Raw genomic sequence first — 26,372 nt, 5'->3', positions numbered from 1 at the left:
TGGTTACTGCCCCAGCCGTTCGAGCAGAATGGGGACATGCACCTGGTCGGATTTGTAGTTGCCGGTCAGCATATACATCATGATGTTGACGCCGGCGCGCAGCGCGTAGACGCGCTGCATAGGGTCGGCTGGCACGGTCGGCAGCAGCGGGTCGCCATTCTCGTCGACCGCCCAGGCGCCGGCGAAATCATTGGCGGTGATCATGATCGGCGAGACGCCGTCGCCGGTGCGCACCGGCCGGTTGTCGGCGTTGCTGGCGTCGAGCGAGGCCTCGACCCAGAGCGGGCTGCCGGCGAAGCGGCCGGGGAACTCCGGCAGGATGAAGAAGGACTTGGTCAGCACGTGGTCCGACGGCACGGGCTCCAGCGGCGGCACGTTGAGGTTGGCGAGGATGTCGCGCAGCCGCTCTGTCGCCGGGCTGGTCGAATCGGCGCCGATGCCGTTGGCGAACTGGTCGCGCGTGTCGAACAGCACCGTGCCGCCCTGTTGCATATAGGCGTCGATGCGGGCGATCGCGGCCTGGCTCGGCATCGGGGCGGCCGGATCGATCGGCCAGTAGATCAGCGGATAGAAGGACAGTTCGTCCTTCGCAATGTCGACACCGGCAGGCGCGCCGGGTTCCAGCGCGGTCTTTTCGATCAGGAAGCGGGTCAGGCCCTCGAGCCCGGCGCGGCTGATCGAATCGTCGCCCGGCACGCCGGTCAGCACATAGGCGATGCGGGTCTTCGAAATCGCCGTGATGGCCGCCTCGTCGCCCGGCTTGGCATCGTCGGCGCGGGCGAAATCGGCATGGCCGAACAGCGCGCCAAGCGCGATCACGACCGCCGCGGTGGTGGCCACAGCGCCGGCACGGCGCCGCCGGCGCGAGAACAGCCCGCCCATCCAGAACACGGCCAGCGTGTCGAGCAGCATCAGCACCAGGGCTGATGTGACCAGCGGACCTTTCAGATTGCGGGATTCATCGAAGGCGTACTGGATTGATGTGACCGGAACAGTGAGTTGCGGGCGCGCCAGCGGCACGAACGTGCTTGCGGCGTCGAGCAGGTTGTGGGCGAAGACGCCGGTATCCGAGCCGTAAAGGCCGGGCGGGTTCTCGAAGGTCACCCGCGCGCCGGCGCTCGGCACCAGCGGCCGTGCGTCCGGCGTCGGCGGGACCAGCGAGCCGTCGGCCGCGATCATGCGGTAGGGTGCCAGCGATGTGGCGGCGGCTTCGGCATTGGCGATCGCCGCGCCCTGGTTGCGCGACAGCTGCACGATGCGGCGCAGCATCTCGACGAAGCTGCCCGAGATCGGCAGGTTCGACCATGTTGCCTCGGGCGTGACGTGGAACAGCACCAGCGTGCCCTTGCCCTTCTTCAGCCCGGTGACCAGCGGCGTGCCGTCGGCAAGAGCGGCCCAGGTGCGCTCGACGATATCGGGCGTCGGTTCGGCCAGCACCTGCCTGCTCACGGTGACTTCAGTGGGCGGCGCCAGATCGGCGAAGGGACCGGCCTTGGGGAATTCGGTGACCGGCTGCGGCGAGGTCCAGGACAGCGCGCCACCGAGCGAACGCTCGCCGGTGCGCAGGCGAACCGGCAGCAGATCGTCGTCATTGCCGGCGGCGGCCAGCCGCGAGCCGGCGAAACGCACCAGCGTACCGCCATTGTCGACCCAGTCGACCAATCGCTGCCGGACCTGCGCCGGAATGGTGCCGATGTCGGCCATGATGATCATCGCCGGCTTCTGGTCGAGGATCTGCGGGATGGCGTCGGCGAGATCGGCGCTGGAGGGTTCGACCAGATCGGCGAAGGGCTGCAGCGCGCGCCTGATATAGTAGAGCGGTGACAGAAGCGGCTGCGCCTGGTCGGCCTCGGCCTGCGATAAGAGCCCGACGCGGCGGCGCTTGGAGCTTTCGTCGAGCACGCGCACCGCACCCGCCTGGCGTTCGCCGTCGAGGGCGATCGAAGCGAAGTCGTTGCGCAGCTCGAACGGCACCGCCATGGTGCCGGTGGCGGTGGCTTCGCCGGGCGTGAAGGTCAACGTCGCATCGGCGATACGGCGGCCCTTGTCGTCGAAGGCGCCGGCGGTGACCTGCGCCGGTGCCGGGTCACCCGGCGCGCGGATGGCGGTGAGCGCGAAACCGTCGACCTGGTTGTCCGCGGCGGTGAGGCCGGTCAGCGAAAGCCGGTCGGCCGTTGCCCAAACCACGCGTGCCGCATTCTTCGACAACAGCGTGTTGAAGGCGGCCTCGTCGCCCTTGGCCGCGAGGCCGTCGGCCAGCACGGCGACACTGGCGCCGGGCAAGGTCTGCAGCACGCCGGCGACGCGGGCATAGACGGCGGGCCGGTCGGTCGGGATCGGCCGCGGCTTGGCGGCGCGCAGCCGGTCGAGTGCGGCGGCGGCATCGAAGGGGCCGATCTCCGCATTGGCCTTTTCGGCGGTGAAGGCGATGATGACCGGCACGCCGTTCGAGCCGGCATCCTTGATGAGCCGCTCGGCGGTGGCGACGCGCTTGTTCCAGTCGGCGGCACTCGCCCAGTCATTGTCGATGACCAGTGCAAGGGCCGCACCCTCGGCCGGCAGTTTTTCGCGCGGGTTGAAGACCGGTTCGGCCAGGGCCGCGACGATGAGGCCCGCCATCAGCAGCCTGAGCAGCGTCAGCCACCAGGGGCTTTGATGCGGCGTCTCCTCGCGCTTCAAGACGCGCGCCAGGATCTTCAGCGGCGGGAAGATCTCGGCCTGCGGCTTGGGCGGCGTCAGCCTGAGCAGCCACCAGATCACCGGCAGCGCCAGCAGGCCCCACAGCACCATGGGAGCGCCAAAGGAGAGCGGCAGCCAGCTCATGCGCCAACCACCTTTCCAGGTTGACCGCCAGCGGCGGTCGGCCCGAATTGACCAGCGCGGCCGCCGGCGCTAGGCCCGGCATAACCCCCATCGGCGGTCATGGCCATGTGCAGGCGCACCAGCGCGTCGGACGCGAGCCGATCGGTGTGGTTGACGGTAAAACTCCAGCCGAGCCGCTTGCACCAGCCGGCCAGCTCCTGGCGGCGGGCGGTGTAGAGCAGGCGGTATTCGTCACCGAGCATTTCGGCGCGTCCGGCGGTCAGCTTTTCGCCGGTCTCGGGGTCGGTGAACTCGGTGCGGCCGGCATAGGGGAAGGTTTCCTCGGCCGGGTCGGCAACCTCGATCAGATGGGCTCGCACGCCATGGCGGGCGAGCACGTCGAGCCATTCCATCGTCTCCTCGACCGGGTCGAGGAAATCGCTGGCGATGACGATGTCGCAGAAGCGCCTGATGTCGGTGAGGTCAGGCTTCGCCGGCAAGTCGCCGGCATGCATCAGCTGGGCGGCGATGCGCTCGGCGCCGTTGCGGGCGGTGAACGGATCGGTCAGGCCCGGCCAGGCGATGCGCTCGCCGCTGCGCGACAACAATTCGGCCATGGCCAGCGCCAGCACCAGCGCGCGCGACTGCTTGGAGACGCTGGCGCCGGTCGATTTGTAGAGCATGGACGGCGAGGGGTCGGCCCACAGCCATACCGTATGGGCGGCTTCCCATTCGCGGTCGCGCACATAGGTGTGGTCGTCGCGCGCCGAGCGGCGCCAGTCGATGCGTGAGGAGTCGCCCTCGACATAGGGCCGGAACTGCCAGAAATTCTCGCCGATGCCGCGTTTGCGGCGGCCATGCCAGCCGGCGATCACGGTGTTGACGATGCGCCGCGCCTCGACCAGCAGGTCGGGCACCAGCGAAGCCCGCAACCGGCCGCGGGCGAGCGCATCGCGCGTCGCTGCCGGAGCCTGGACCTCGCCGATACGCGCCATCAAATCCCTTTCACGAGTTTCGCCACCACGTCACGTACGCTGGTGCCCTCGGCGCGGGCGGCGAAGGTCAGCGCCATGCGGTGCTGCAGCACCGGCTCGGCCAGCGCCCGCACGTCGTCGACCGAGGGCGCCAGCCGCCCATCGTAGAGCGCGCGCGCCCTCGTGCACAGCATCAGCGCCTGGCTGGCGCGCGGGCCGGGACCCCAGGCGACATGCTTGTCGGTCTCGGCATTGCCTTGGCCCGGACGCGCCGAACGCACCAGAGTGAGGATCGCCTCGACGACGCTTTCGGGCACCGGCATGCGGCGGATGAGCGTCTGGATCTCCTTCAATCGCGCCGGCTGCAGCACGTTCTGCGCCTTGGCGTCCTCGATGCCTGTGGTTTCCAGGAGGATGCGGCGCTCGGCCTCGATTTCGGGGTAGAGGATATCGACCTGCATCAGGAAGCGGTCGAGCTGGGCTTCCGGCAACGGATAGGTGCCTTCCTGCTCCAGCGGGTTCTGCGTGGCCAGCACATGGAAGGGGGCGGGCAGGTCATAGCGGGCGCCGGCAATGGTGACGTGGTATTCCTGCATGGCCTGCAGCAGCGCCGACTGGGTGCGCGGCGAGGCGCGGTTGATCTCGTCGGCCATCAGCAGCTGGGCGAAGATCGGCCCGGGGATAAAGCGGAAGGAACGTTTGCCGGTCTCGTCCTGCTCCATCACCTCGGAACCGAGGATGTCGGACGGCATCAGGTCGGGCGTAAACTGGATGCGGCGCGAATCGAGGCCGAGCACGATTCCCAGCGTTTCGACCAGCTTGGTCTTGGCGAGGCCGGGAACACCGACCAGCAGCGCATGGCCACCGGCCAGCAGCGCCACGAGCGTCCGCTCGATAACACTCTCCTGGCCGAATATCACCCGGCCGACCCCGTCGCGGATTCTGGAAATGTCGGCCAGCGCCTTTTCGGCCTCGGCGATCATATCCGTTTCGCTGATCGGGCTTTCCTTGACCATCACGCTCATTCGGCTCGATCCCTTTGGTTGGAAATACCGGCCCGCACCATATCATAGGTTGCCGCGATTCGGCCTCGCGTAGCGCCTATGGTCGAACTTAAATCACAGACTTAGGCTGACAAGCGGAACAACAGTGACTATTTCGTGACGATGACGGAACACGACGAACATCGCCAACAAAGCCTTACGCAGGCAACCGAGGCGCGCGGCCTGGAAGCGCTGATCTCGCGCGCGGCGCGTGCCGGCAAGGGTGCGGCGCCCGTCGAGCGCTGGAATCCCGACTTTTGCGGCGATCTCGACATGGAGATCAAGGCCGACGGCACCTGGTTCTATCTCGGCACGCCGATCGGCCGCATGCCGCTGGTGCAGCTTTTTTCCTCGGTGCTGCGCAAGGACGCGGACGGAAGGACTTATCTGGTCACGCCTGTGGAAAAGGTCGGCATCCGCGTCGCCGATGCGCCGTTCATCGCCGTCGAAATGGATGTTTCGGGCAGTGGCGACGAACAGATCATCACCTTCCGCACCAATGTCGGCGACGTGGTCGAGGCGGGGCCGGAACGGCCGCTGCGTTTCATCGACGAGAACGAGACCGGGGGCCTGAAGCCCTATGTGTTGGTGCGCGGCAGGCTGGAAGCGCTGGTCGGGCGGCCTGTCATGTACGAGCTGGTCGGGCATGGCGAGGAGATCGAGATCGGCGGCAAGGCGATGTTTGCCGTGCGCTCAAAGGGCGCGGTGTTCCCGATCATGCCGGCGGACCAGTTGAAACGGCTCAGCGCATGATGGACCGCGTGTCACTGATGCCGTTTTCATCGGCGGATTTTCGCGCGCGCTTCGCCGCCCAGCCGGATGCCCATGCCGGCGACGATTATGGCGACCATCGCTTCAATCCGGGCCATCCGCGGCTGAACCCGGGCAAGCCGCTGCGCAATGCGGCGGTGCTGATCCCCGTGGTCGATCACGAAGACGAAGCGACGGTTTTGCTGACCAAGCGGGCCGAAAAGCTGCGCAACCATTCGGGGCAGGTGGCCTTTCCCGGAGGCACCATCGATGCGACCGATGCCAGCCCGGAGGCGGCGGCGCTGCGCGAAACCTTCGAGGAGATCGGCCTCGATCAGGACCGCATCGAGATCATCGGCCGCATGCCCGACTATGTCGCCGGCAGCGGCTATCGCATCGCGCCGGTGCTGGGCATCGTGCGGCCCGGCTTCCAGCTCGACTTGAATGCCGACGAGGTCGATGCCGCCTTCGAAGTGCCGCTGCGCTTTCTGATGGATCCGGTGAATCACAAGCGCGACAGCCGCATGTGGAACGATCTCGAATGGTTCTTCTACGACATGCCCTATGGCGACCGCCGCATCTGGGGCGTCACCGCCGGCATCATCCGCACGCTCTATGAAAGGCTCTATGCGTGAGTGTTTCGATCGCGGGCAGGGCCGACTGGCTTGCCGACAAGCATTTGCAGCGCCTGCTTGCCGCCCTGGCAGAAGGCGGCGAGGAGGCCCGTGTCGCCGGCGGCGCCGTGCGCAACACGCTGATGGGCCAGCCGGTCGCCGATGTCGACATCGCCACCACCTGTTTGCCGGAGGAAATCATCCGCCGCGCCGAGACGGAGGGTTTCAAGCCGGTGCCGACCGGTATCGAGCATGGTACCGTCACGGTGGTCGCCGGCGGTAAGCCCTATGAAATCACCACTTTGCGCGCCGATGTCGAGACCGACGGCCGCCGCGCCAAGGTGTCGTTCGGGCGCGACTGGAAACTCGATGCCGAGCGGCGCGACTTCACCATCAACGCCCTCTACGCGGACGCGGATGGCTCCGTCGTCGACCTGGTCGGCGGCATCGCCGATATTGAGGCGCGGCGGCTGCGCTTCATCGGTGATGCGGAGGCACGCATCCGCGAGGATTATCTGCGCATCCTGCGCTTTTTCCGCTTTTTCGCCTGGTATGGCGAAGGCCGGCCTGACGCCGAGGGGCTGAAGGCCTGCGCCCGGCTGAAGGATGGCCTGGCGCAACTTTCGGCGGAGCGCGTCTGGTCCGAGCTGAAGAAACTGCTTTCGGCGCCTGATCCGTCGCGGGCGCTGCTGTGGATGCGACAGGCTGGCGTTTTGACCGCCGCGCTGCCGGAAAGCGAGAAATGGGGCATCGACGCGATCCACGGGCTGACCAAGGCCGAGAAGGATCTGGGCTGGGGGGCCGATCCGATGCTGCGGCTGGAGGCGATCGTGCCGCCGGATGCCGCGCGCATGAAGACGCTGGCCGAGCGGCTGAGGTTTTCGACCGCGGAATCAGACCGTTTGCGCTACTGGGCGATCTCCACGACCGTTGAGCCGAAGACGACCGAGGGCGAACTGGCGAAAAGGCTCTATCGCGGCGACCGGCAAGGGGTTGTCGACCGCCTGCGGCTGTCGCTTGCCGGAGCCCGGGTGCGCGCTGTCGAGGACAATAACGCGCTGCTCGAAGCCGGCGGCTTTTCGCGCCTGCTGGCCTTCGCGCTCAAATGGGAAAAACCGGTGTTTCCGCTGAAAGGCGCCGACCTGACGGCGCTCGGCGCCACGCCGGGGCCGAAGCTGGGCGAAATCCTCAAGAACCTCGAGACGGAATGGATCGAGGCGGGATTTGCCCCCGATCGCGGCGCGCTGCTCGAACGCGCCGCGAAGGCGCTTGAAGCTTAGACTTGAGCCTGGCCGGACGACCGTGCCGAAAGAAAAGCCATAACCGAGGCGACGATTTGACCGGGCGAAGCGTCGCTTTCCTACCTGATCGCCGTGGGAGCCAGCGCGCGCGAAAGGCTTGCCTCGCCCTTGCCGTAGACGGAGGCGTTGTAGTTGACCAGCGTGTCGGTACGAGCCGTGTTGAGCAGATCGTTGGTGATCTGGATTGGCGTGGCGCTGGTGAATTTGCTGCCGATGATCGCCGCATATCCTGAAATGATCGGTGCGGCGAAGGAGGTGCCATAAAGGCCTGTCTTGCTTCCATCGACACCAACAACGAGGAAGTGGCTTTGCACCAGCGGATTGGAGCCGGCGGTGTTGGAATACCAGGCAAGCTGGGCCTTGCTGGACGTTGTGCCGTTGGTGGACAGCGCACCGACGAAGATCGCGGATGGTTTTCTAATCAGGGCAAGGTCGAGATAGTCCTGCTGGCCGTTCGTGATCCCACCCACGGCAACCGAATCGTTGCCTGCGGCCTTCGAAACAACAGCCGTTCCCCTGGTGGCATAGGAGATGATGGAGGCCTCTTCCGGGGCCCAGCCGATCTGGTTCGAGCTGTAGCCCGCCCTGGCGTACATGCCGTAGCTCAGATTGAGCACGTTCAGGCCGGGCGCCAGGCCGACGGCGGAACCGGTTGAGAAGTCCTTCGACCTGATGGTCGCCAAGGGCGCGATCATGCCGGCTTCCTCACGCGTCCATTCACCGTGGCGCTGGGTTTGAACCCCGACACCGAAATTGCCGGAGAAGCGCGATGTGCTGGAGAAATCGTCGACTATCGTGATCGTGACGCCCTTGCCCTTGTATCCCGCCGCCCAAGCGGCGCCTACGTCGGGGCTCATCCACCGCTGCACTGTTGGCGTGCCCGCGGCCGGGATCGTTGCGCTCACGCATGTGGACAGGCCGCCGCCGTGGCACAGCGCGGCCATCTCGTCCGCACTGACCGCCTCCTGTGCCGACGCCATCGGCGCCGACAGGATGGCGAGAGCCGTGGCGATACCGAATTTCAGGCAACTCCGGGACATGCTCTTACTCCGTTCAGACAAGAACCAAGACGGGTGATCGCGAATTTCGGGGCGAGATGATTTTCTCATTTACATCCTCCCGGCGATCAGAAAGTAACACGGTAATTCAGCCAGATGTGCTGGCTCTCCGGTTTAGCGTTAACCAGATATTTCAAGGTTTCCTCAGGCGCCATCTGGCTGGCCGCGAGCCGGCAATTGACGCTGTAGGTGCCAAAATCACCGTAGTCGGCTTCGCAGGACTTTTCGGTGAGCTTGCCGCCGATGGTCGTGGTGAGTGAAAGGGAAAGGGTGCTGTTCGGGTTCGGATGCATCTGAGTGAGGAAGCCAAGCTTGAGGCTGGGCTCGATCCGATACTTCTCGCCCTGTTCGCCGGTCCCAAATCCCCAAAGGATGCCGGTATCCTCCGTGATCTGGGTGAGCAGGTCCACATGCATGTCGACCCAGCTTGCCCGGTACCATTGGTTGAATGAGACAAAGGTCCCGTTCTGCAGTTCGTAGCCGCCATTGCCCAGGCTTCTCGCGCGATCACTGAGCGGCGAGCCCTGATGTATGTCGACCAACGATGTCGTCATGTCCTGGGCAGCAGCCGGGGACGCCCCGATGAGCGCGCCCAGCAGGAACACCATCGTGCCGAACCTCACTCGACTGCCGGACTTTTCGCGCATGCGCGAAACACCTCGCCCCACTGATTCCGGACCAGTGCCTGGTGGCGAAGGGCTTCTCTGGCAGCCCACTGTAGCCGGATTATCCGACCGACAGTGGCACGGGTTCGGTTACCGCGTGGTTTATTTTAGCTGAGGCAAATATGATTTTTTGACCCTGCGGGGTCTGGCTCGCTCGGCGTCCGCGATGGCGCTTCCATTCAATCTCGAAGCGCCAACGCGGCTGTTTTTCCGTTGCCGACGGCTCCTGGCCAGGGCAAAGCCTAGGCGGCGTCGCGCACCTTCTCTATGCGCGAGCGGATCGCTTCGATCATAGTTTCGCGGATTGTCGTCTCGCCATGCGTCTCGCGCATATGCTCGACGGCACGGCGCATCACTTCGGCTTCCTCGTCGGCACGGGTGTGCCACTCACAGCCGGGAACAAGCGAGCCGCAGTGGAATTGCTTCATCGGATTTCTCCTTTTCCTCCAGGGAGCCGGTCGAGGCTCCGCCACTTTTTTGGCCCACGGTCCATTCCCGGACGTGGACGGGGCGAGAACTATAACACGGGAGGGGCGGTCTGGTTGCATCAAAGCATCGTGCGCCACCCGCCCTGTCTCCTCGACTTGACGCGATTCCGGACGGAATTGCTCCGGCTGATCCTACGGCCAGCGCACCTCCGGCGGCAGGCTGGACAGGATCGAGGCGACGTTGCCGCCGGTCTTCAGGCCGAAGATGGTGCCGCGATCGTGAAGCAGGTTGAATTCGACATAGCGACCACGGCGGATGAGCTGTTCGTCGCGGTCGCCGTCTGTCCAGTTTTCGTTGAAATTGGCGCGCACGAGGTGGCCGTAGACGACGAGGAAGGAGCGTCCGACGTCCTGGACGAAGTTGAAGTCGGCGTTCCAGCCGCCCTTGTCCTCGCCAGAATGCAGCCAGTCGAAGAAAATCCCGCCAACGCCGCGCGGCTCGTTGCGGTGCGGCAGGAAGAAATACTCGTCGCACCAGGCCTTGAATTTCGGGTGGTCGGCAATGGCGGCGTTCTTCTCGCATGCGAACTGCATGGCGCGGTGGAAGGCGACAGTGTCGGGGTCGTCCTGGGTGCGGCGGCGGTCGAGCACCGGCGTCAGATCGGCGCCGCCACCGAACCATTGCCTCGAGGTGACCACCATGCGTGTGTTCATGTGCACGGCCGGAACGTTGGGGTTCCAGGGGTGCGCGATCAGCGAGATGCCGGAGGCCCAAAAACGCGGGTCTTCCTCGGCGCCGGGCATCTGCTTCCTGAATTCGGGCGAGAACTCGCCGTAAACGGTCGAAGTGTGGACGCCGACCTTCTCGAAGACACGGCCATGCATCATCGACATGGTGCCGCCGCCACCCTTGCCGGCATCACGTTCCCAGGGTGTCTTTTCAAAGCGGCCCGGCGACCATGAGGCGAGAGGGCCCTGGAGATCCTGCTCGATCTGCTCGAAAGCGCCGCAGATGCGTTCGCGCAGCGCCTCGAACCACAGGCGCGCCTTCATCTTCTTTTCTTCGATGTCGGCGGGCAGGCCTACCAGTATTTCAGGTCGTTCCAAAATGCCGTCTCCGGTTGCGGGGCGACCGCCCCTACAAATGACTCGTCTTTTGCCGGCGCGATCCCTAATCTCTTAGGGAACAGGGTCAAGTCACTTTGCTTTTGCGCATGATCCTTTCCGAAACTCGGATTCCGATTTTCGGGTCATGCGCCAGGCGCAGGGAGTTGTTTGGTGCGCACCCCGGCAAGACCGCCGCTGGATGGCCTGAAGAAAAGGCTCGATCAAAGCCGGGCTGAGCGCGCACGCATGCCGCGCGACGGTTTTCTGCGTGAGACCTTCGTCCTGCCGCGCTCCGATGCGCGGCTCAAGGCCAAGGAGTGGTTCGAGCGCTTTCCCAAGCAAGCCTACTGGACCGAGATCGAAAGCTGGTTCGAACGCCCGGGCGACCTGATCGAGTTCACGATCAGGCGGTTGCCGGCGGCGGACTAAAGAACGTCACGAGAAAATAGGTCGCGCAATTTTGGAGAATCCAGGATCAGGTTCTCGCCAAGTAGCTTGCCGAATTTTTCAAAGCCCATTTTCCGCGCCTCGTCGAAGCTCAGGGACGTAAAGAGCGTTGGCATGCCGCCGGAGTCCACCCGGTAGATCGTAATGAGTTGTGTCTCTTCTTCAGGTTGGATTAGATGTCCCAGCACTGACGGTTCCTTCCGTATCGCCTCATAGTCGCATTGCTTTCATTCAGGTTGCAACCAACCTTCTCGCCCCAGTGCCTTCCTTCGCCAGCCGGTCGCCCTTGTTCCTGAGCGGGCATTTGTCGATCGACATGCAGCCGCAGCCGATGCAGTCGGTCAGCCCGTCGCGCAGTTTCTTCAGCTGGGCGATCTTGTGGTCGAGCGCGTCGCGCCAGGCGGTCGAAAGCAATCCCCAGTCGTCGCGCGTCGGCGTGCGGCCTTCCGGCAGGGAGGCCAGCGCCTCGCCGATTTCGGCCAGCGAGATGCCGACCTCCTGCGCGACCTTGATGATTGCCACCCGCCGCAGCACGTCGCGGCCATAACGCCTCTGGTTGCCTGACGTGCGGTGGCTGCGGATCAGCCCGCGCGTCTCATAAAAATGCAGCGCCGACACCGCGACGCCGCTGCGCATGGCCACCTGGCCGACCGTCAATTCCGTTACCGGTGCCATTTCTCACTTTCCGCTTGACCTCAAGTTAAGTTGAGCTTGTAGCGAAGAAATGTTGATTGGGCAATGACAGGAGAAGGCGATGTGCGCCTGGGTGAGAATGACCGGAGAAACCGCTGTCGTCGGCGACGACGAGGCCATCGATGGGCCGCCGATCCTATCCGAGCTGCCGGACGGCTTCGCCCGCCACCATGGCGACGGACAGCGCGACATTGATGCTGCGCGCGCTGCCCTGCATGGGGATGGTCAGCCGCGCATCCGCCGCCTGATGGACAGGATCCGGCACGCCCGCGGATTCGCGGCCGAACAGAAGCATGTCGCCGTCGGCAAAGCTGAAGTTGGTGTAGGGGGTCGCCGCCTTGGTCGACAGAAGCACCAGCCGGCGCCCGTCCTTCTTGCGCCGGTCCTCGAAGGCGTTCCAGTCGACATGCCGGGTCAGGGCAGCCATTTCGAGGTAGTCCATGCCGGCGCGCTTGAGCGCCTTGTCGGAAAGCGGAAAGCCGGCCGGCTCGATGATGTCGACGCCAAGGCCGAGACAAGCGGCGAAGCGCAGGATTGTCCCGGTATTGCCGGCAATGTCCGGCTGGTAGAGCGCGATGCGGAGACGACAGTTCATTTCCGCATCCTTCTAATAAGTGGCAGATCGGCCACAGGAGTTTCCCGGTTTTGGAAATTCCTGGACCTGCGGGTGGCCATTTTCTGCGAAGTCGGGTATGTCAGTCGCATTGTCAACCCGAACCGATGGAGGGGACACTCATGATGACCATGCACATCCAGCGCCCCTCTCGTGGGCTTGTACGCCTGCCGGCGGCTTCGGTTCGACGATTCTCCTGACTCTCTAAGACTTGATCGCACCGATTCCCGCCGAAACGATTTTTCGGCTCTCGAAGGAATCCTGCGATGTTTTTCAAAAAGTCAAAAGGGCTGAACGCCCCACCTGAACATGTCCGGACCGACTCGTTCAGTCGCGTCCGGACCGACACTTGTCGTGTCCAGACCGATGCCGAGCGTCGGTTGCGGACCGAGGCAATCCGTGCCTCCGGCCGAATGCCGGCGGACGATGTTGCTTGGCCTTTTCATCTCTATTTTCATACGGAGGACGGACCGATGTTCGATCCCTACAGAATACCGGGCTCGAGGAGCCTGCATATCCACCGACTGCCGACCTGGGCACTGCTGATCGGCGAGACCCATTCGTCGGCGGTCCATGCCGAAGTCCGGCGCCGGCCGCATCGCGGCATGCTGCCGGATGTCGATTTCTCGCACGCTGTTCCGGACCCCAGCCGGCCTTCGCTGGTGCGCCGGATCATCCGGCTGATCCGGCCGGGCGCGAAAATCCGGCTTGTCGACACCGCGCCGTCAGGATCAGCAAACGAGCCTGTCGGCGAAAAGCCCGCGAACCCCTATATAGCGCGAAGCAGGGCCGACGGTCCGGATGATTCCGGACCGTCGGCCCTCGGCGCCACACGGTCCGAGGACTTCGTACGTTCACGCGCCGCGTAAGCGGAAAACAGATTTTCACAGGCATGACCTATGTTGTTGTTCAGCTGGTTTGAAAGAAGGCTCGATCCGTTCCCCGCGGCGGAACCGGTCGAGCCGCCCAAGACTCTGGTGGCCTTCTGCCTGCATTATACGCGCGGCGCCTGGCCCTATATCCTTGTCGACGCGGTGCTGGTCGCGGCCATCGCCATCGCGGAAGTGTGGATGTTCGGCTTCCTTGGCCGCATCGTCGACTGGCTGTCGGGGCAGAATCGCGAAACCTTCCTTCAAACGGAAGGCTGGAAGCTTGCCGCCATGGCCTTCATCGTGCTGTTCGCACTGCCGAGCACGGTATGGGTGCATTCGCTGCTCAACCAGCAGACGCTGATGGGCAACTATCCCATGCGCATCCGCTGGCAGGTGCACCGCTACTTGCTCAACCAGTCGATGAGCTTCTACCAGGACGAGTTCGCCGGCCGCATCGCCACCAAGCTGATGCAGACCGCGCTCGCCGTGCGCGAATGCGTCATCAAGGTGATCGACGTGCTCAACTACGTCATCGTCTATTTCCTGGGCATGCTGTTGATCGTCGGCTCCGCCGACTGGCGGCTGGCCGCGCCGCTGGGCGTCTGGCTGGTCGGCTACATCCTGTTGCTGCGTTACTTCATCCCCCGCCTGGGCAAGGTCGGCGAGGAGCAGGCCAATGCGCGCTCGGTCATGACCGGTCGCGTCGTCGACAGCTACTCCAACATCCAGACGGTCAAGCTGTTCAGTCATGCCAAGCGCGAGGCGACTTTCGCCAGGGAAGGCATGATGGGCTTCCTCGACACGGTCTACCGGTCGATGCGGCTGGTGACGGTGCTTTTCGGCACGCTCTACATCCTGAACGCCCTGCTGCTGTTCTCGGTCACCGCCATTTCGCTGTGGCTGTGGATGGGGCAAGTGGTGACGATCGGCGCGGTCGCCGTGGTCATCGGCCTGGTGCTGCGGATGTGGGGCATGTCGCAGTGGATCATGTGGGAGATGTCGGGCCTGTTCGAGAACATCGGCACCGTGCAGGACGGCATCGCCTCGATCTCGCTGCCGCGCCTTGTCGAGGACAGGCCGGACGCGAAGGAGATCGCCGTTTCCAGGGGCGAGATCCGCTTCGAGGATATCCGCTTCCACTATGGCAATCAGAAGGGCGTGATCGAAAACCTGTCGCTGACGGTGAAGCCGGGCGAGAAGGTCGGCATTGTCGGCCGCTCGGGCGCCGGCAAGTCGACGCTGGTCAATCTGCTGTTGCGCTTCTACGATCTGGAAAGTGGCAAGATCCTGATCGACGGCCAGGAGATCGCCGGCGTGAAGCAGGATTCGCTGCGCGCCCAGATCGGCATGGTCACGCAGGACACCTCGCTGCTGCATCGGTCGGTGCGCGAGAACATCCTCTACGGCCGGCCTGATGCTTCGGACGAGATGCTTGTCGAGGCGGCTCGGCGGGCCGAGGCGCTGGACTTCATTGGCGGGCTCGCCGATCACAAGGGCCGCAAGGGGTTCGACGCCTATGTCGGCGACCGCGGCGTCAAATTGTCCGGCGGCCAGCGGCAACGCATCGCCATTGCTCGCGTTATGTTGAAGGATGCGCCTATACTTATCCTTGACGAGGCGACGTCGGCGCTGGATTCCGAGGCGGAAGCGGCCATCCAGGAGAACCTCTACAAGCTCATGCAGGGCAAGACCGTCATCGCCATCGCCCACCGGCTGTCGACAATCGCGGCGATGGACAGGCTTGTGGTGATGGATCAGGGCCGTGTCATCGAGGAAGGTTCGCATGACGAACTGGTCGCCAAGGGCGGGCTCTACGCGCAGCTCTGGCAACGCCAGTCGGGCGGGTTCCTGCTCGAGGACATACCGGCCGAAATCGCCAATGACGTGATCGCGAAGGGGCAAGCCGCAGAATGATGGCCGCCGCATGATGACAGCCATCTATCGCTGGTTCGAGAACTGGGTCTATCCGTTCAGGGAGCCGGCGAATCTTCGGCCACCGTCGAGCGTCGGCGGCTTTCTCTGGCACTATGTCGGCCAGGCGAAGTTCGCCTTCTTTGCCATGCTGGTCATTGGCGGCATCGCGCCGCTGGTCGAGGCCGGCCTGTTCTACTTCGTCGGGCGGCTGGTCGATATACTCGACCAGCTTCCCGGCGAGCGCAGCTGGCACGCGCTGTGGACCGCCGCCGGCCCCGAGCTGGTGTTCATGATCGCGGTCGTGCTGGTCATCCGCACCATCGTCGTCGGCCTGTCGGCACTGGTCGACGAGCAGACGATCACGCCCGGCTTCTACAATCTGGTGCGCTGGCAGGCGCACCGGCATGTGTCGCGCCAGTCCTATGCCTTCTTCCAGAACGATTTCGCCGGCCGTATCGCGACGAAAGTCTGGCAGGCGGGGCAAGCGACCGGCGACCTGATGGAGAGTTTCATCGAAGTCGTCTGGTTCATGGTCGTCTACACGGTGACGACGCTGGCGCTGGTCGCCGGACTGGATCTCAGACTGGCGGTGCTGGTGGTGATCTGGATCTCCGCCTTCGGCTGGCTGGCAAAGCTCTATCTGCCTGCGATCCGCAAACATGCCGAGGCGACCGCCGAGGCCGGCTCGATGATCAATGGCCGCATCGTCGATTCCTATTCCAACGTGCAGACGCTGAAACTGTTCACGGCCGACGGCGACGATCGCTACATCCGGAACGGCTTCGACATTTATCTCGACGCGCTGCGCCCCTTCACCCGCCGGCTGACCGGCGTGCGCATGGCGCTGACGACGCTGTCGGGCATCATGATCACGGCGATCGGTTGTTTTGCCGTCTATCTCTGGGTCGAGGGCTCGATCACCGTCGGTGCGGTCGCCTTCACGCTGTCGCTGGTGCTGCGGCTCAACATGCTGCTTGGCCGGCTGATGATGCAGCTCAACAGCATTCTGCGCAATCTCGGTGTGCTGGAGAATTCCAAGGCGCTGATCTCGCAGCCGCTCGGGCTTGTCGATGCGCCCGACGCCAGGGAGCTTGTCGTGGCCGGCGGTCGCATCGACGTAAAAGGGGTCGAGTTCCACTACGGCAAGGGGTTCGGCGTGCTGAACGGCATCGACCTCGTCGTCAAGCCGGGCGAAAAGGTCGGACTGGTCGGGCCATCGGGTGCCGGCAAGACCACGCTTGCCAATCTGATCCTGCGGCTCTACGACCTGGAGGGCGGGTCGATCACCATCGATGGCCAGAATGTTTCCGACGTGACGCAGAATTCACTGCGCGCCAATATCGGCGTCGTCAGCCAGGACACCGCGCTCTTCCACCGTTCGCTGCGCGACAACATCAAGCTCGGCATGCCTGACGCAACCGACGCCGAGGTGATCGCCGCGGCAAAAAAGGCCGAGGCGCACGACTTCATCCTGGGCCTGCGCGACAACCGGGACCGAGCCGGCTACGAGGCCTTTGTCGGCGAGCGCGGCGTGAAACTGTCGGGCGGCCAGCGCCAGCGCGTGGCGATCGCCCGTGTCTTTCTGAAGGACGCGCCGATCCTGATCCTCGACGAGGCGACCTCGGCGCTCGATTCCGACATCGAGGCGGCGATCCAGGAGAATCTCGCTCGGCTGATGGAGGACAAGACGGTTATCGCCATCGCCCACCGGCTGTCGACCATCGCCGCGCTCGACCGTCTTGTGGTGCTGGACGGCGGCCGCATCGTCGAGCAAGGCACGCATGACGAACTGGTGGCGCTCGACGGGCTTTATGCGCGGCTGTGGAAGCGGCAGTCCGGCGGCTTCCTCTATCACGAGGAAAGCGTGCTCGAAGAGACGCGGCCGGCGGAGTAGGCGCATGGGCGGAACGCCGGAAGTCGGTTATGTGCTCAAGCGGCTGCGGCCGACCACGCCGGCCTTCGACAGGCTGAAGGATGAGAGCCGGCTGGAAGGCTACTGGATGCTGGTGCGCCTGGCGGATGGTTGGGCAAGCGGCCGCAACAAGTTCCTGAAGCGGGGCGAGGCGTTGTTCGGGGCGTGGCATGGCGCCGAACTTGCCGGTGTATGCGGGCTGAACATCGATCCCTATGTCGAGGGCAGGGACCAGGGGCGGGTCCGGCACCTGTTCGTCAGCGCGCCTCACCGCCGCGCCGGCCTCGGCCGCATGCTGGTCGAGACCGTCATCGATCGGGCACGCCGCTATTTCACTGCGTTGAACACCCGCGCGCCGCAGGACGCCTTCGGCTTTTATGAAAGGCTTGGCTTCCGGCGCGTGGAAGGCGAAGAATTCGTCACCCACCGCATGCGTTTCGGGAAGGGGAACTGAAATGTCCTTGCGTCCACCATCCCATCTTGCCGGCTCTTCAGCCGCTGAAGCGGCCTTTGGCGCGCTTGGCCACGAAATCCTGGCCGAAAAGGCGGCCGCACTTGGCCGTGCCGGCCAAAAGGTCGAGGAAACGCTGGCCAGGTTGCGCGACAATGCAGATGAGGAGTTGCGCCCCAGGCTTCTCAAGGAGGCCGCCGAGGCGGTGCACGGCTATTTCATCCAGCGCGAGCTGTGCGGCTTGCGCAAGCACGATGGCGTCATCCGCGAATACGACATCCCCAGGGCTGTGCTGGTCAGGCTCGGCGCCCGGTAGGCTCGGAGCTTGCGGCGCTGATTTCCCTATGGAATCGCGCCAGGCGGATGGCGAGCGCTTCGGGATTCTCGTCGGCGACGAAGTGCCCGCTGTCGGCGATGATGTCGCCCACGACTTTTGAAAGCCCGGCCGCCCGCAGGCCATCGACATAGTCGCCGATCTCGCCGGGCTCGGCCGCACCCCTCAGATACAGCACCGGAACCGCGATCGGCTTGCCGGCCCACTTGGCATTGGCCTCGGCATCCTCGGGGAAGGCGCGATACCAGCCGAAACCGGCCTGGAGGCTTTCGGACCGGGAATAGGCCCTTGCGTAGATTTCCCTGGCATCGTCAGCGATCGAGGCCCCGTCCTTCGAAAGCACATTGAAGAAGAAGTCGAAATAGGCGCTCTGATGGCCGCTCACCAGCGTTTCCGGCAAGGCTGGAACGGCATGGAATGCAAAGTGCCAGATCCGCGGATTGCGAATGACCTTCTCCCATGGCGCTACGCCTGGAATGACGACATCCATGATCACCGCGCCGGACAGAATCTCCGGATGGTCGCGCAACAGGGCGAATACGATCTGGCCGCCGACATCATGGCCGGCAACCACCAGGTGCCGCAGCCCGCAAGCTTCGGCGACGCCTCTCATCAGCCTTGCCAGGGTCCGCTTGTCGCCGGCCCGGGGCATGCCTTGCGAGCCACCGATGCAGGGCAGGTCGGGGGCGACGACCCGGTAGTCGGCTGCCAGCCGGCTGATCACCCGTTCGAACGCGTAGGAGCTTTGCGGCCATCCATGCAGCAGGAGGAATGCCGGCGCTTCGGGCGGACCCGCCTCGCGGATGGCAATGCTCAGCCCTTCGATTTCGACGGTCGAGATTTGCATGTCCTGATCCTGCCGACTGCCTATGCCATAGATCTAGTCGGCAATCGGGAAATCGACAGGGCTATCAACCGTCACTCGAGCCACTTCGTGATGAACGTGCCGTTCTCGTGAATGTCGGTCGTTTCCAGCGGACCCGGACCGAGATTGGTGAATTTGTGCGGCGTGTGGGGTGGCACGATGACAATCTGGCCGGCGGAAGCCTCGATTTCCTTGTCGCCCACGGTAAACAGGCCAGTGCCCTGGCGGATGATGAAGATCTCGCTGTAAGGGTGGGAATGCAGCCGCGGGCCGCCGCCTTCATCAGGCAGGTAGTTGAAGATCAGGCAGGAGTTGGAGCCGTAGGCGCCGCCTTGCAGCTCGCCCTTCCAGTGGTCGGAGCGAACCGCCCATTCCTCACGGTCTATGACGTGTGCCATGCCCGGGAGGATAGATCACACCGGCGCCCTGTGTCGAGGCAAGCTGGAGCCCTTGGATTTACGGTTGTTTCCCGGTTGTTTAGCCGCCTTTTGCGGCCATTCGCCGTCCCGCCGGACAATAGGGGATTTTGTCCCCGCGACAATCTGCCCTTGTGCCTTGACCCGTCTGGACAAAAACGGGCTTCACGCATAAACCGAAGTCCAAATGCCGGAGGAATTCGCTAGCCTGTTCGCCATGCGCTGTCGGGTTGGCGTGATTGAGCGGGGAACAAGGCTCGGCCACCGGCGCGGAAGAGGCGAAAGGATCAGGCACCCGTGAGCGCAACCGATATCCACGATCCCAATCGTCGAGATTTTCTTTATGTCGCCACGGGCATGGCTGCCGTGGTCGGGGCCGGCGCCGTCGCCTGGCCTTTCATCGACCAGATGCGCCCCGATGCCTCGACGCTGGCGCTCGCCTCGGTGGAAGTCGATGTCGCCTCGCTGACGCCTGGCATGTCGCTGATCGTCAAGTGGCGCGGCAAGCCGGTCGTGGTGCGCAACCGCACCGAAAAGGAAATGAAGGACGGCGAGGCCGTCAACCTCTCCGATCTCAAGGATCCGATCGCCCGCAACGCCAATCTGCCGGCCGATGCGCCGGCGACCGACGCCAACCGCACCACGCCCGGCAAGGAAGCCTGGATGGTGATGGTTCAGGTCTGCACGCATCTGGGCTGCATCCCGCTCGGCCAGGAAGGCGATTTCGGCGGCTGGTTCTGCCCGTGCCACGGTTCGCAGTACGACACGGCCGGCCGCATCCGCAAAGGCCCGGCGCCCGAGAACATGGCTGTGCCGGTATTCAAATTCATTTCCGATACCAAGATCCTTATCGGTTGAGGCAGGGGATATTTCGATGAGCGAGGGACACTCGACCTATACGCCCAAGACCGGTATCGAACGGTGGTTCGACGCCCGCATGCCGCTGCCGCGGATGGTCTACGACAGCTTCATCGCCTATCCGGTGCCGCGCAACCTCAACTATGCGTGGACCTTTGGCGGCATCCTGGCGATCATGCTGGTGGCGCAGATCCTGACCGGCATCGTGCTGGCCATGCACTACACGGCCGACACCAATCTCGCCTTCGGCTCCGTCGAAAAGATCATGCGTGACGTCAACTCCGGCTGGCTGTTGCGCTATATGCATGCCAACGGCGCCTCGTTCTTCTTCATCGCTGTCTACATCCACATCTTCCGTGGCCTCTATTACGGCTCCTACAAGGCGCCGCGCGAGTTGCTGTGGATCCTGGGCTGCATCATCTATCTCCTGATGATGGCGACCGGCTTCATGGGCTATGTGCTGCCATGGGGGCAGATGAGCTTCTGGGGCGCCACCGTCATCACCGGCTTCTTCAGCGCCATTCCGCTGGTCGGCGACTGGATCCAGCAGCTGCTGCTCGGCGGCTTTGCCGTCGACAACCCGACGCTGAACCGCTTCTTCGCGCTGCACTACCTCTTGCCGTTCATGATTGCCGGCGTCGTCGTGCTGCACGTCTGGGCACTGCATGTGGTGGGCCAGTCGAACCCGACCGGCATCGAGGTCAAGTCGAAGACCGACACCGTCGCCTTCACGCCCTACGCGACCATCAAGGACGCGTTCGGCATGATCGTGTTCCTGTTCTTCTTCGCCTATTTCGTCTTCTACCTGCCGAACTATCTCGGCCATCCGGACAATTACACGGTCGCCAACCCGCTGAAGACCCCGGCCCATATCGTTCCGGAATGGTACTTCCTGCCGTTCTACGCGATCCTGCGCGCCATCACCTTCAACATCGGGCCGATCAATTCCAAGCTCGGCGGCGTGCTGTGCATGTTCGGCGCCATCGTCATGCTGTTTCTGGTGCCGTGGCTCGACACCTCCAAGGTGCGCTCGGCGGTCTACCGGCCCTGGTACAAGCTGTTCTTCTGGCTGTTCGTGGCCGATGCCATCCTGCTGGGCTGGCTGGGCTCGCAACCGGCGGAAGGCAGCTATGTGTTCATGGCGCAGATGGCGACGCTGTTCTACTTCGCCTTCTTCCTGGTCGCGCTGCCGGTGCTTGGCCTGATCGAGACGCCCCGCAGGCTGCCGAACTCGATCACCGAGGCGGTGCTCGAAAAGAACAAGGGCGGCAGCGGGCATCCGGCGGGCGCCACGGCCGCGCCAGAGACCAAGGGCTGAGCGGTAGAGAATCTAAGGGGATTTGGCATGAAAAAGATTCTCACCTCGCTGGCGCTGGTCGGCCTTGTGGCTGCCGGTACCGCAGCGTTCGCGGCCGAAGAGGCGCACAATGCGGCGGCACCCACGCATTTCCCGATCAACGAGCCGAAGGAAATGAGCTGGAGCTTCACCGGCCCGTTCGGCACCTATGACAAGGCGCAGCTGCAGCGCGGTCTGAAGGTCTACAAGGAAGTCTGCTCGGCCTGCCATTCGATGAACCTGGTGGCGTTCCGCACGCTGTCGGACCTCGGCTACAACGACGCCCAGATCAAGACGCTGGCCGCCGAATACACCATCCATGACGGCCCCAACGACGCCGGCGACATGTTCGACCGTCCCGGCAAGCCGTCCGACCATTTCCCGGCGCCGTTCGCCAATGAGGAAGCCGCGGCTGCCTCCAATGGTGGCGCCGCCCCGCCCGACATGTCGCTGCTGGCCAAGGCGCGCGGCGTCGAGCGTGGCTTTCCGCAGTTCGTCTTCGATATCTTCACCCAGTATGACGCGGGCGGGCCCGACTACATCCATTCGCTGCTGACCGGCTACGACCAGACGCCGCCGGCCGGAATGGTCATTCCCGAGGGCACGCACTACAACCCGTACTTCATGTCGGGTGTGTCGCTGAAGATGCCCAAGCCGCTCTCCGACGGCCAGGTGACCTATGACGACGGCTCGCCGCAGACCGTCGACCAGTATTCGCGCGACGTGGCTGCCTTCCTGACCTGGGCCGCCGAGCCGCACATGGAAGACCGCAAGAAGACGGGCTTCCGCGTGCTGGTGTTCCTGCTGCTCTTCGGCGCGCTGGTCTACCTGACCAAGCGCAAGGTGTGGGAAGGCGTGGCCCACTAAGCCGCGCAACCAACGACCAAGAAAGGCGCCGAAAGGCGCCTTTTTGCATTTCCGGCGACAGGTTGTGTCACATGGCCGTCACCGCCAACGGCGATCCTGCGCCATTCCCAACAAAGGATCGCACCCATGAAGAAATTCGCATCGCTGACCGCCGGTCTGCTGTTGCTGGTCATCGGCTCGGCCGCCCGGGCCGAAGACGCAAAACCCTTCGTCACGAACAAAGACATCGACTTAACGATGATCCTGCCGCCGCCACCGGCAAACGATTCGGCGCAGACCAAGGCCGAACTCGGCGAGGTGCTGACGCTGCAGGTGACGCGCACGCCCGAGATGGCAGCCAGCGCCGTTGCCGACTCCGAGGAGAATGTCTGGCGCTTCGCCAATGTGATGGGGCCGAATTTCAACAAGGAGAAGCTGCCGAAATTCAGCGCCTTCTTCGATCGCGTGGTCGAGACCGAAGGCGCTGTCGTCGATCCGGCCAAGGATGTCTGGAAGCGGCCGCGTCCGCATCAGCTCAGCGATCTCGTCAAGCCGGCGGTCAAGCTGTCGAGCTCCGGCTCGTGGCCGTCCGGCCACGCCACCGTCGGCACCATGATGGGCATCATCCTGGCCGACATGGTTCCGGAGAAGCGCGCCGGGATCATGGCGCGCGCGGCCGAATACGCCCACAACCGTGAGGTTGGCGGTATCCACTATGCGTCCGACGTAGAAATGGGCAAGATTTCCGGCAGCGTCATTGCCGCGGTCCTGCTCAACCGCGACGACTTCAAGGCCGAATATGAAGTGGCCAGGGCAGAGCTTCGTTCCGATCTCGGCATGTAATCTTCGTCAGCAGTCGGCTTCGATGCGAGGGGCGCTTCAGGCGCCCCTTTTCTTCTCACGGCCATGCTCGGCGGCAGTTCAGCAATTAGTCCGTTGGCAGGGCTGCATCGGATTGATATTCGAGGCATCGAAAGGCGGCGAATGTTGGCCCGCCACGGCCTTGGAAATCGATGATGCGACTCAACGACTGTCATAACTTTTCCGATTTCCGCCGCATGGCGCAGCGAAGGCTGCCGGGCCCGATCTTCGACTACATCGATGGCGCGGCCGACGATGAGGTCACCTATCGCCGCAACACCGAAAGCTTCGAGACCTGCGACCTCGTTCGCAACGTGCTGCGCGGGGTGGGCGAGATCGACATGTCGGTGACGGTGATGGGGCAGAAGCTGGCGATGCCGTTCTATTGCTCGCCGACCGCCCTGCAGCGACTGTTCCACCATCAGGGCGAGCGCGCGGTGGCCAAGGCCGCCGCCAAATACGGCACCATGTTCGGTGTTTCTTCGCTTGGCACCGTCAGCCTCGAGGAAGCGCGCGGGATCAGCGCCAGTCCGCAGGTCTACCAGTTCTATTTCCACCGGGATCGCGGCCTCAACCGGGCGATGATGCAGCGGGCGAAGCAAGTTGGCGTCGAGGTGATGATGCTGACCGTCGACAGCATCACCGGGGGCAATCGCGAGCGCGACAAGCGCACCGGCTTTGCCATTCCCTTCAAGCTCAACCTCGCGGGGATGGCGCAGTTCGCGCTCAAGCCGGCCTGGGCGATCAATTATTTCACCCATGAGGGGTTCAAGCTGCCGCAGCTCGACGAGCATGTCGACATGGGCGGCGGCACGATGTCGATCAGCCGCTATTTCACCGAAATGCTCGACCCGTCGATGACCTGGGACGATGTCGCCGAGATGGTCAGGCAGTGGTCGGGGCCGTTCTGCCTCAAGGGCGTCATGTCGGTCGAGGACGCCAAACGCGCCGTCGAGATCGGCTGCAGCGGCATTGTGCTTTCCAATCATGGCGGCCGGCAGCTGGATGGCTCGCGGGCGGCATTCGACCAGTTGGCCGAGATCGTCGATGCCGTCGGCGACCGGATCGACGTCATCATGGATGGCGGCGTGCAGCGCGGCACGCATGTGCTGAAGGCGCTGTCGCTCGGCGCCAAGGCGGTTGGCATCGGCCGTTACTATCTGTTTCCGCTGGCGGCGGCCGGCCAGCCGGGTGTCGAACGGGCGCTTGAACAGATGCGGGTCGAGATCGAACGCGGCATGAAGCTGATGGGCTGCAGTTCGATCGGACAATTGTCGCGCGAGAACCTGCGCTTCCGGTGACCAGGAGAGCATCGGCGCGGACGGTCACTGCGCCGGTCCAGGCCAATCCTTTGCCGGACGCGCTTGTCTCGGCCGCCACATCGCGCTAGCCGTTGTCGGTCGCGGCGGGCTACGATCTGCCTCCCGCACGTTTCAAACCTGTCAGCTGGATCATCCGGAGCCGCCTCATGAAACCTTCGCTCGAAGACACGCTGCTGGCCGCGATCCGCACCATCCCGGATTATCCCAAGCCCGGCATCCTGTTTCGCGACATCACCACGCTGCTCGGCAATGCGCGCGCCTTCCGGCGCGCTATCGACGAACTGGTGCATCCCTATGCCGGCCAGAAGGTCGACAAGATCGCCGGTATCGAGGCGCGCGGCTTTATCCTGGGTGGCGCCGTCGCTCACCAGCTTTCAGCCGGCTTCGTGCCGATCCGCAAGAAGGGCAAGCTGCCTTTCGAGACGGTGCGCGTCGCCTACAGCCTGGAATACGGGCTGGACGAAATGGAGATGCACAAGGACGGCATTTCCCCTGGCGAAAAGGTGATCCTGGTCGACGACCTGATCGCCACTGGCGGCACCGCGGAAGCGGCGGTGAAGCTGCTGCGCCAGATCGGCGCCGATATCCTTGCCGCCTGCTTCGTCATTGACCTGCCGGACCTCGGCGGTCGCGCCAAGCTCGAGGCGCTTGGCGTGCCGGTAAGGACGCTGATCGGGTTCGAGGGGCATTGAGGCAGCAAAATACTGCACGGAGACAAGTACGGGGTCGAGCTTGATGTCCGCGGCCTGCCGGGTCCCCGCTGCTTCGCAGCGTCCCCGCGTTCGTCAGCCTTTCATCGTGCCACTGGCACGATGAATTCGCTTACGCGAACCGGCTACTCACCCACCTTCACCAGCACGGCGCTTTCAAACTCCAGCACCTTGTCGCCGGTCGAATCGAACGCTTCCGCGCGCAGCGACAGCATTCGCCAGCCGGGGCGCGAGGCGATGGCGCGATGGGACAGCGCGGTGCGGCTGAAGGTGATGGTCTCGCCGGCATGGACCGGCTTCAGCCACTTAAGGTTTTTGAAACCGGGCGAGGGGCCGAATTCCGGGACCGGGCCGGGGCCGTTCCAGCTGGCCCCCTCGGCATCCATGCTCGCTTCGAGGTTGAGCTTCATCCAGGTGGCGGAGGTGTGCCAGCCGGAGGCGCAGAGCCCGCCGAGCACGCTCTTCCTGGCAGCCTCCTCGTCGATATGGAAGATCTGCGGGTCGTATTTGCGGGCGAACGCCTTGATCGCCTCGGGTTCGAATGTGTGCGAGCCCAGCGTCACCGTGGTGCCGATGCGGAAGAATTCATCCAAGGTCATGCCTGATACCCCGCGGCATCGCGCGTCAGGAACATGACGGAATTCTCAAGCTCGAAGACGCTTTCGCCGCGCTGGTTGACCAGCTCGCTGCGCATGGTGATGAAGCCCAGTTGCGGTTTCGATCGCGACAGGCGTTTGGCCAGGACAACCAAATTGCCTCTGAGCGTATCGCCGGCCAAGACCGGTTTCTTCCACTTGACCTGGTCGACGCCGGGCGCGCCCTGGCAGGTGGAGTCCAGGAGGAAGGCATCGCACAACATGCGCATGAACATGGCGCAGGTGTGCCAGCCCGAAGCCGAGAGGCCGCCGAGGATGCTGGCCTTGCCGGCTTCCTCGTCGAGATGCATCGGCTGGGCATCGAATTCACTGGCGAACTCGATGATCTCGGCCGCGCTCACCTGTTTCGTGCCGAGGTCGAACGAGGCGCCCTCGACGAAATCCTCATAGGCCCATGTCTTTGCGGTCATGTCGGGAATCCGGCTAAATCCCAAGGATCGGGCAACCCGGATGCAGGCCGGCAGCGATTTGGTCAAGTCCTTTCTGGTGAGCCAGGCCGAGGGCGCGGCTGCCCGTCGCGGCGC

29 protein-coding genes are annotated in these 26,372 nt (G+C 64.1%); 15 read left to right on the top strand and 14 right to left on the bottom strand.

Annotated elements, in window-relative coordinates:
* Positions 1-3 precede the first annotated feature (3 nt).
* The 3 genes from AB4Z43_RS06860 to AB4Z43_RS06850 are packed head-to-tail and all read right to left on the bottom strand — an operon-like array spanning position 4 to position 4,801.
* Positions 4-2,823: a DUF4159 domain-containing protein gene (locus AB4Z43_RS06860; protein ID WP_240564788.1), complete on the bottom strand. Its 2,820-nt coding sequence runs from the start codon at positions 2,821-2,823 to the stop codon at positions 4-6.
* A complete protein-coding gene (locus tag AB4Z43_RS06855) occupies positions 2,820-3,797 on the bottom strand; it encodes a DUF58 domain-containing protein (protein WP_038649130.1) in 978 nt (325 codons plus the stop codon). The genes AB4Z43_RS06860 and AB4Z43_RS06855 overlap by 4 nt, the downstream gene beginning before the upstream one ends.
* Positions 3,797-4,801: an AAA family ATPase gene (locus AB4Z43_RS06850; RefSeq protein ID WP_038649127.1), complete on the bottom strand. Its 1,005-nt coding sequence runs from the start codon at positions 4,799-4,801 to the stop codon at positions 3,797-3,799. The genes AB4Z43_RS06855 and AB4Z43_RS06850 overlap by 1 nt, the downstream gene beginning before the upstream one ends.
* Positions 4,802-4,942: 141 nt before the next feature.
* On the opposite strand from AB4Z43_RS06850, the gene AB4Z43_RS06845 reads away from it, so the two are divergent.
* Genes AB4Z43_RS06845 through AB4Z43_RS06835 form a run of 3 tightly spaced genes read left to right on the top strand, consistent with a single transcriptional unit; the run spans position 4,943 to position 7,463 of the window.
* Positions 4,943-5,572, top strand: a complete 630-nt coding sequence (locus tag AB4Z43_RS06845) for a DUF1285 domain-containing protein (RefSeq protein ID WP_019860693.1) — start codon at positions 4,943-4,945, stop codon at positions 5,570-5,572.
* Entirely contained in the window at positions 5,572-6,204 is a 633-nt protein-coding gene (locus AB4Z43_RS06840) for a CoA pyrophosphatase (protein ID WP_038653270.1), read from the top strand. Before AB4Z43_RS06845 ends, AB4Z43_RS06840 begins: the two co-directional genes overlap by 1 nt.
* Positions 6,201-7,463 carry a CCA tRNA nucleotidyltransferase gene (locus AB4Z43_RS06835; RefSeq protein WP_441936623.1) on the top strand — a complete coding sequence of 421 codons (1,263 nt, stop codon included), beginning with the start codon at positions 6,201-6,203 and terminating at the stop codon, positions 7,461-7,463. Before AB4Z43_RS06840 ends, AB4Z43_RS06835 begins: the two co-directional genes overlap by 4 nt.
* Before the next feature lie 80 nt (positions 7,464-7,543).
* On the opposite strand, the gene AB4Z43_RS06830 is transcribed toward AB4Z43_RS06835, so the two are convergent.
* From AB4Z43_RS06830 to hemF, 4 genes are all read right to left on the bottom strand, one after another.
* Positions 7,544-8,524, bottom strand: a complete 981-nt coding sequence (locus AB4Z43_RS06830; RefSeq protein ID WP_441936621.1) for a S8 family serine peptidase — start codon at positions 8,522-8,524, stop codon at positions 7,544-7,546.
* 86 nt (positions 8,525-8,610) lie between these two features.
* A complete protein-coding gene (locus tag AB4Z43_RS06825; protein ID WP_064980610.1) occupies positions 8,611-9,189 on the bottom strand; it encodes a hypothetical protein in 579 nt (192 codons plus the stop codon).
* Positions 9,190-9,449: 260 nt separating this feature from the next.
* Positions 9,450-9,635, bottom strand: coding sequence for a DUF1059 domain-containing protein (locus AB4Z43_RS06820; protein ID WP_027047304.1), 186 nt, complete (start codon positions 9,633-9,635; stop codon positions 9,450-9,452).
* Between the two features lie 192 nt (positions 9,636-9,827).
* Positions 9,828-10,742, bottom strand: a complete 915-nt coding sequence (gene hemF, locus AB4Z43_RS06815; protein WP_019860687.1) for an oxygen-dependent coproporphyrinogen oxidase — start codon at positions 10,740-10,742, stop codon at positions 9,828-9,830.
* Between the two features lie 171 nt (positions 10,743-10,913).
* On the opposite strand from hemF, the gene AB4Z43_RS06810 reads away from it, so the two are divergent.
* Entirely contained in the window at positions 10,914-11,171 is a 258-nt protein-coding gene (locus tag AB4Z43_RS06810) for a hypothetical protein (protein WP_023770299.1), read from the top strand.
* Here AB4Z43_RS06810 and AB4Z43_RS06805 read toward each other — a convergent pair.
* The 3 genes from AB4Z43_RS06805 to AB4Z43_RS06795 form a co-directional block, all read right to left on the bottom strand.
* Positions 11,168-11,377, bottom strand: a complete 210-nt coding sequence (locus AB4Z43_RS06805) for a hypothetical protein (RefSeq protein ID WP_019860686.1) — start codon at positions 11,375-11,377, stop codon at positions 11,168-11,170. The two genes, AB4Z43_RS06810 and AB4Z43_RS06805, sit on opposite strands and share 4 nt — an antisense overlap.
* Positions 11,378-11,420: 43 nt before the next feature.
* The gene (gene soxR / locus AB4Z43_RS06800; RefSeq protein WP_019860684.1) at positions 11,421-11,864 is read right to left on the bottom strand and encodes a redox-sensitive transcriptional activator SoxR; all 444 of its coding nucleotides are present in this window, start codon (positions 11,862-11,864) and stop codon (positions 11,421-11,423) included.
* A 154-nt stretch (positions 11,865-12,018) separates the two neighbouring features.
* Positions 12,019-12,477, bottom strand: a complete 459-nt coding sequence (locus tag AB4Z43_RS06795) for a tRNA (cytidine(34)-2'-O)-methyltransferase (protein ID WP_038649114.1) — start codon at positions 12,475-12,477, stop codon at positions 12,019-12,021.
* 491 nt (positions 12,478-12,968) lie between these two features.
* Here AB4Z43_RS06795 and AB4Z43_RS06790 point away from each other — a divergent pair, with 491 nt between their 5' ends.
* From AB4Z43_RS06790 to AB4Z43_RS06770, 5 genes are read left to right on the top strand one after another with little or no spacing between them, the layout of a single operon-like run.
* Positions 12,969-13,364, top strand: a complete 396-nt coding sequence (locus AB4Z43_RS06790; protein WP_080643980.1) for a hypothetical protein — start codon at positions 12,969-12,971, stop codon at positions 13,362-13,364.
* Positions 13,365-13,394: 30 nt separating this feature from the next.
* Positions 13,395-15,281, top strand: coding sequence for an ABC transporter ATP-binding protein (locus tag AB4Z43_RS06785; RefSeq protein WP_441936616.1), 1,887 nt, complete (start codon positions 13,395-13,397; stop codon positions 15,279-15,281).
* 10 nt (positions 15,282-15,291) lie between these two features.
* Entirely contained in the window at positions 15,292-17,175 is a 1,884-nt protein-coding gene (locus AB4Z43_RS06780) for an ABC transporter ATP-binding protein (RefSeq protein WP_441936615.1), read from the top strand.
* Positions 17,176-17,179: 4 nt separating this feature from the next.
* Entirely contained in the window at positions 17,180-17,647 is a 468-nt protein-coding gene (locus AB4Z43_RS06775) for a GNAT family N-acetyltransferase (protein ID WP_051726863.1), read from the top strand.
* 1 nt (position 17,648) lies between these two features.
* Positions 17,649-17,960 (top strand): DUF6665 family protein, encoded by a 312-nt coding sequence (locus AB4Z43_RS06770; protein WP_064980607.1) that lies wholly within the window; start codon positions 17,649-17,651, stop codon positions 17,958-17,960.
* Here AB4Z43_RS06770 and AB4Z43_RS06765 read toward each other — a convergent pair.
* Positions 17,941-18,825, bottom strand: a complete 885-nt coding sequence (locus AB4Z43_RS06765) for an alpha/beta fold hydrolase (protein ID WP_441936612.1) — start codon at positions 18,823-18,825, stop codon at positions 17,941-17,943. The genes AB4Z43_RS06770 and AB4Z43_RS06765 overlap by 20 nt on opposite strands.
* A 71-nt stretch (positions 18,826-18,896) precedes the next feature.
* A complete protein-coding gene (locus AB4Z43_RS06760; protein WP_019860674.1) occupies positions 18,897-19,241 on the bottom strand; it encodes a cupin domain-containing protein in 345 nt (114 codons plus the stop codon).
* A 315-nt stretch (positions 19,242-19,556) separates the two neighbouring features.
* On the opposite strand from AB4Z43_RS06760, the gene petA reads away from it, so the two are divergent.
* The 6 genes from petA to AB4Z43_RS06730 all read left to right on the top strand — a co-directional run bounded on the left by petA (position 19,557) and on the right by AB4Z43_RS06730 (position 25,174).
* Positions 19,557-20,117, top strand: coding sequence for a ubiquinol-cytochrome c reductase iron-sulfur subunit (petA, locus tag AB4Z43_RS06755; protein WP_010911121.1), 561 nt, complete (start codon positions 19,557-19,559; stop codon positions 20,115-20,117).
* Positions 20,118-20,133: 16 nt separating this feature from the next.
* Positions 20,134-21,435, top strand: coding sequence for a cytochrome b (locus AB4Z43_RS06750; RefSeq protein WP_019860673.1), 1,302 nt, complete (start codon positions 20,134-20,136; stop codon positions 21,433-21,435).
* Between the two features lie 27 nt (positions 21,436-21,462).
* Complete coding sequence (locus AB4Z43_RS06745; RefSeq protein ID WP_019860671.1) at positions 21,463-22,320, top strand: cytochrome c1; 858 nt, start codon at positions 21,463-21,465, stop codon at positions 22,318-22,320.
* 126 nt (positions 22,321-22,446) lie between these two features.
* A complete protein-coding gene (locus tag AB4Z43_RS06740; RefSeq protein WP_202361832.1) occupies positions 22,447-23,142 on the top strand; it encodes an acid phosphatase in 696 nt (231 codons plus the stop codon).
* A gap of 173 nt (positions 23,143-23,315) precedes the next feature.
* Positions 23,316-24,461 (top strand): alpha-hydroxy acid oxidase, encoded by a 1,146-nt coding sequence (locus tag AB4Z43_RS06735; protein ID WP_441936608.1) that lies wholly within the window; start codon positions 23,316-23,318, stop codon positions 24,459-24,461.
* A 167-nt stretch (positions 24,462-24,628) separates the two neighbouring features.
* Positions 24,629-25,174 carry an adenine phosphoribosyltransferase gene (locus tag AB4Z43_RS06730; RefSeq protein ID WP_027047299.1) on the top strand — a complete coding sequence of 182 codons (546 nt, stop codon included), beginning with the start codon at positions 24,629-24,631 and terminating at the stop codon, positions 25,172-25,174.
* A gap of 143 nt (positions 25,175-25,317) precedes the next feature.
* Here AB4Z43_RS06730 and AB4Z43_RS06725 read toward each other — a convergent pair whose 3' ends face one another.
* Both AB4Z43_RS06725 and AB4Z43_RS06720 read right to left on the bottom strand, forming a co-directional pair.
* Entirely contained in the window at positions 25,318-25,791 is a 474-nt protein-coding gene (locus tag AB4Z43_RS06725; protein ID WP_064980604.1) for a MaoC family dehydratase, read from the bottom strand.
* Positions 25,788-26,258: a MaoC family dehydratase gene (locus tag AB4Z43_RS06720; RefSeq protein ID WP_019860666.1), complete on the bottom strand. Its 471-nt coding sequence runs from the start codon at positions 26,256-26,258 to the stop codon at positions 25,788-25,790. Before AB4Z43_RS06720 ends, AB4Z43_RS06725 begins: the two co-directional genes overlap by 4 nt.
* Positions 26,259-26,372: the final 114 nt, after the last annotated feature.

It is taken from the genome of Mesorhizobium sp. 2RAF45 (assembly GCF_052115225.1).
In the GTDB taxonomy this organism is placed as follows: domain Bacteria; phylum Pseudomonadota; class Alphaproteobacteria; order Rhizobiales; family Rhizobiaceae; genus Mesorhizobium; species Mesorhizobium jarvisii.
This window is presented reverse-complemented; position numbering and strand designations above follow the sequence as displayed.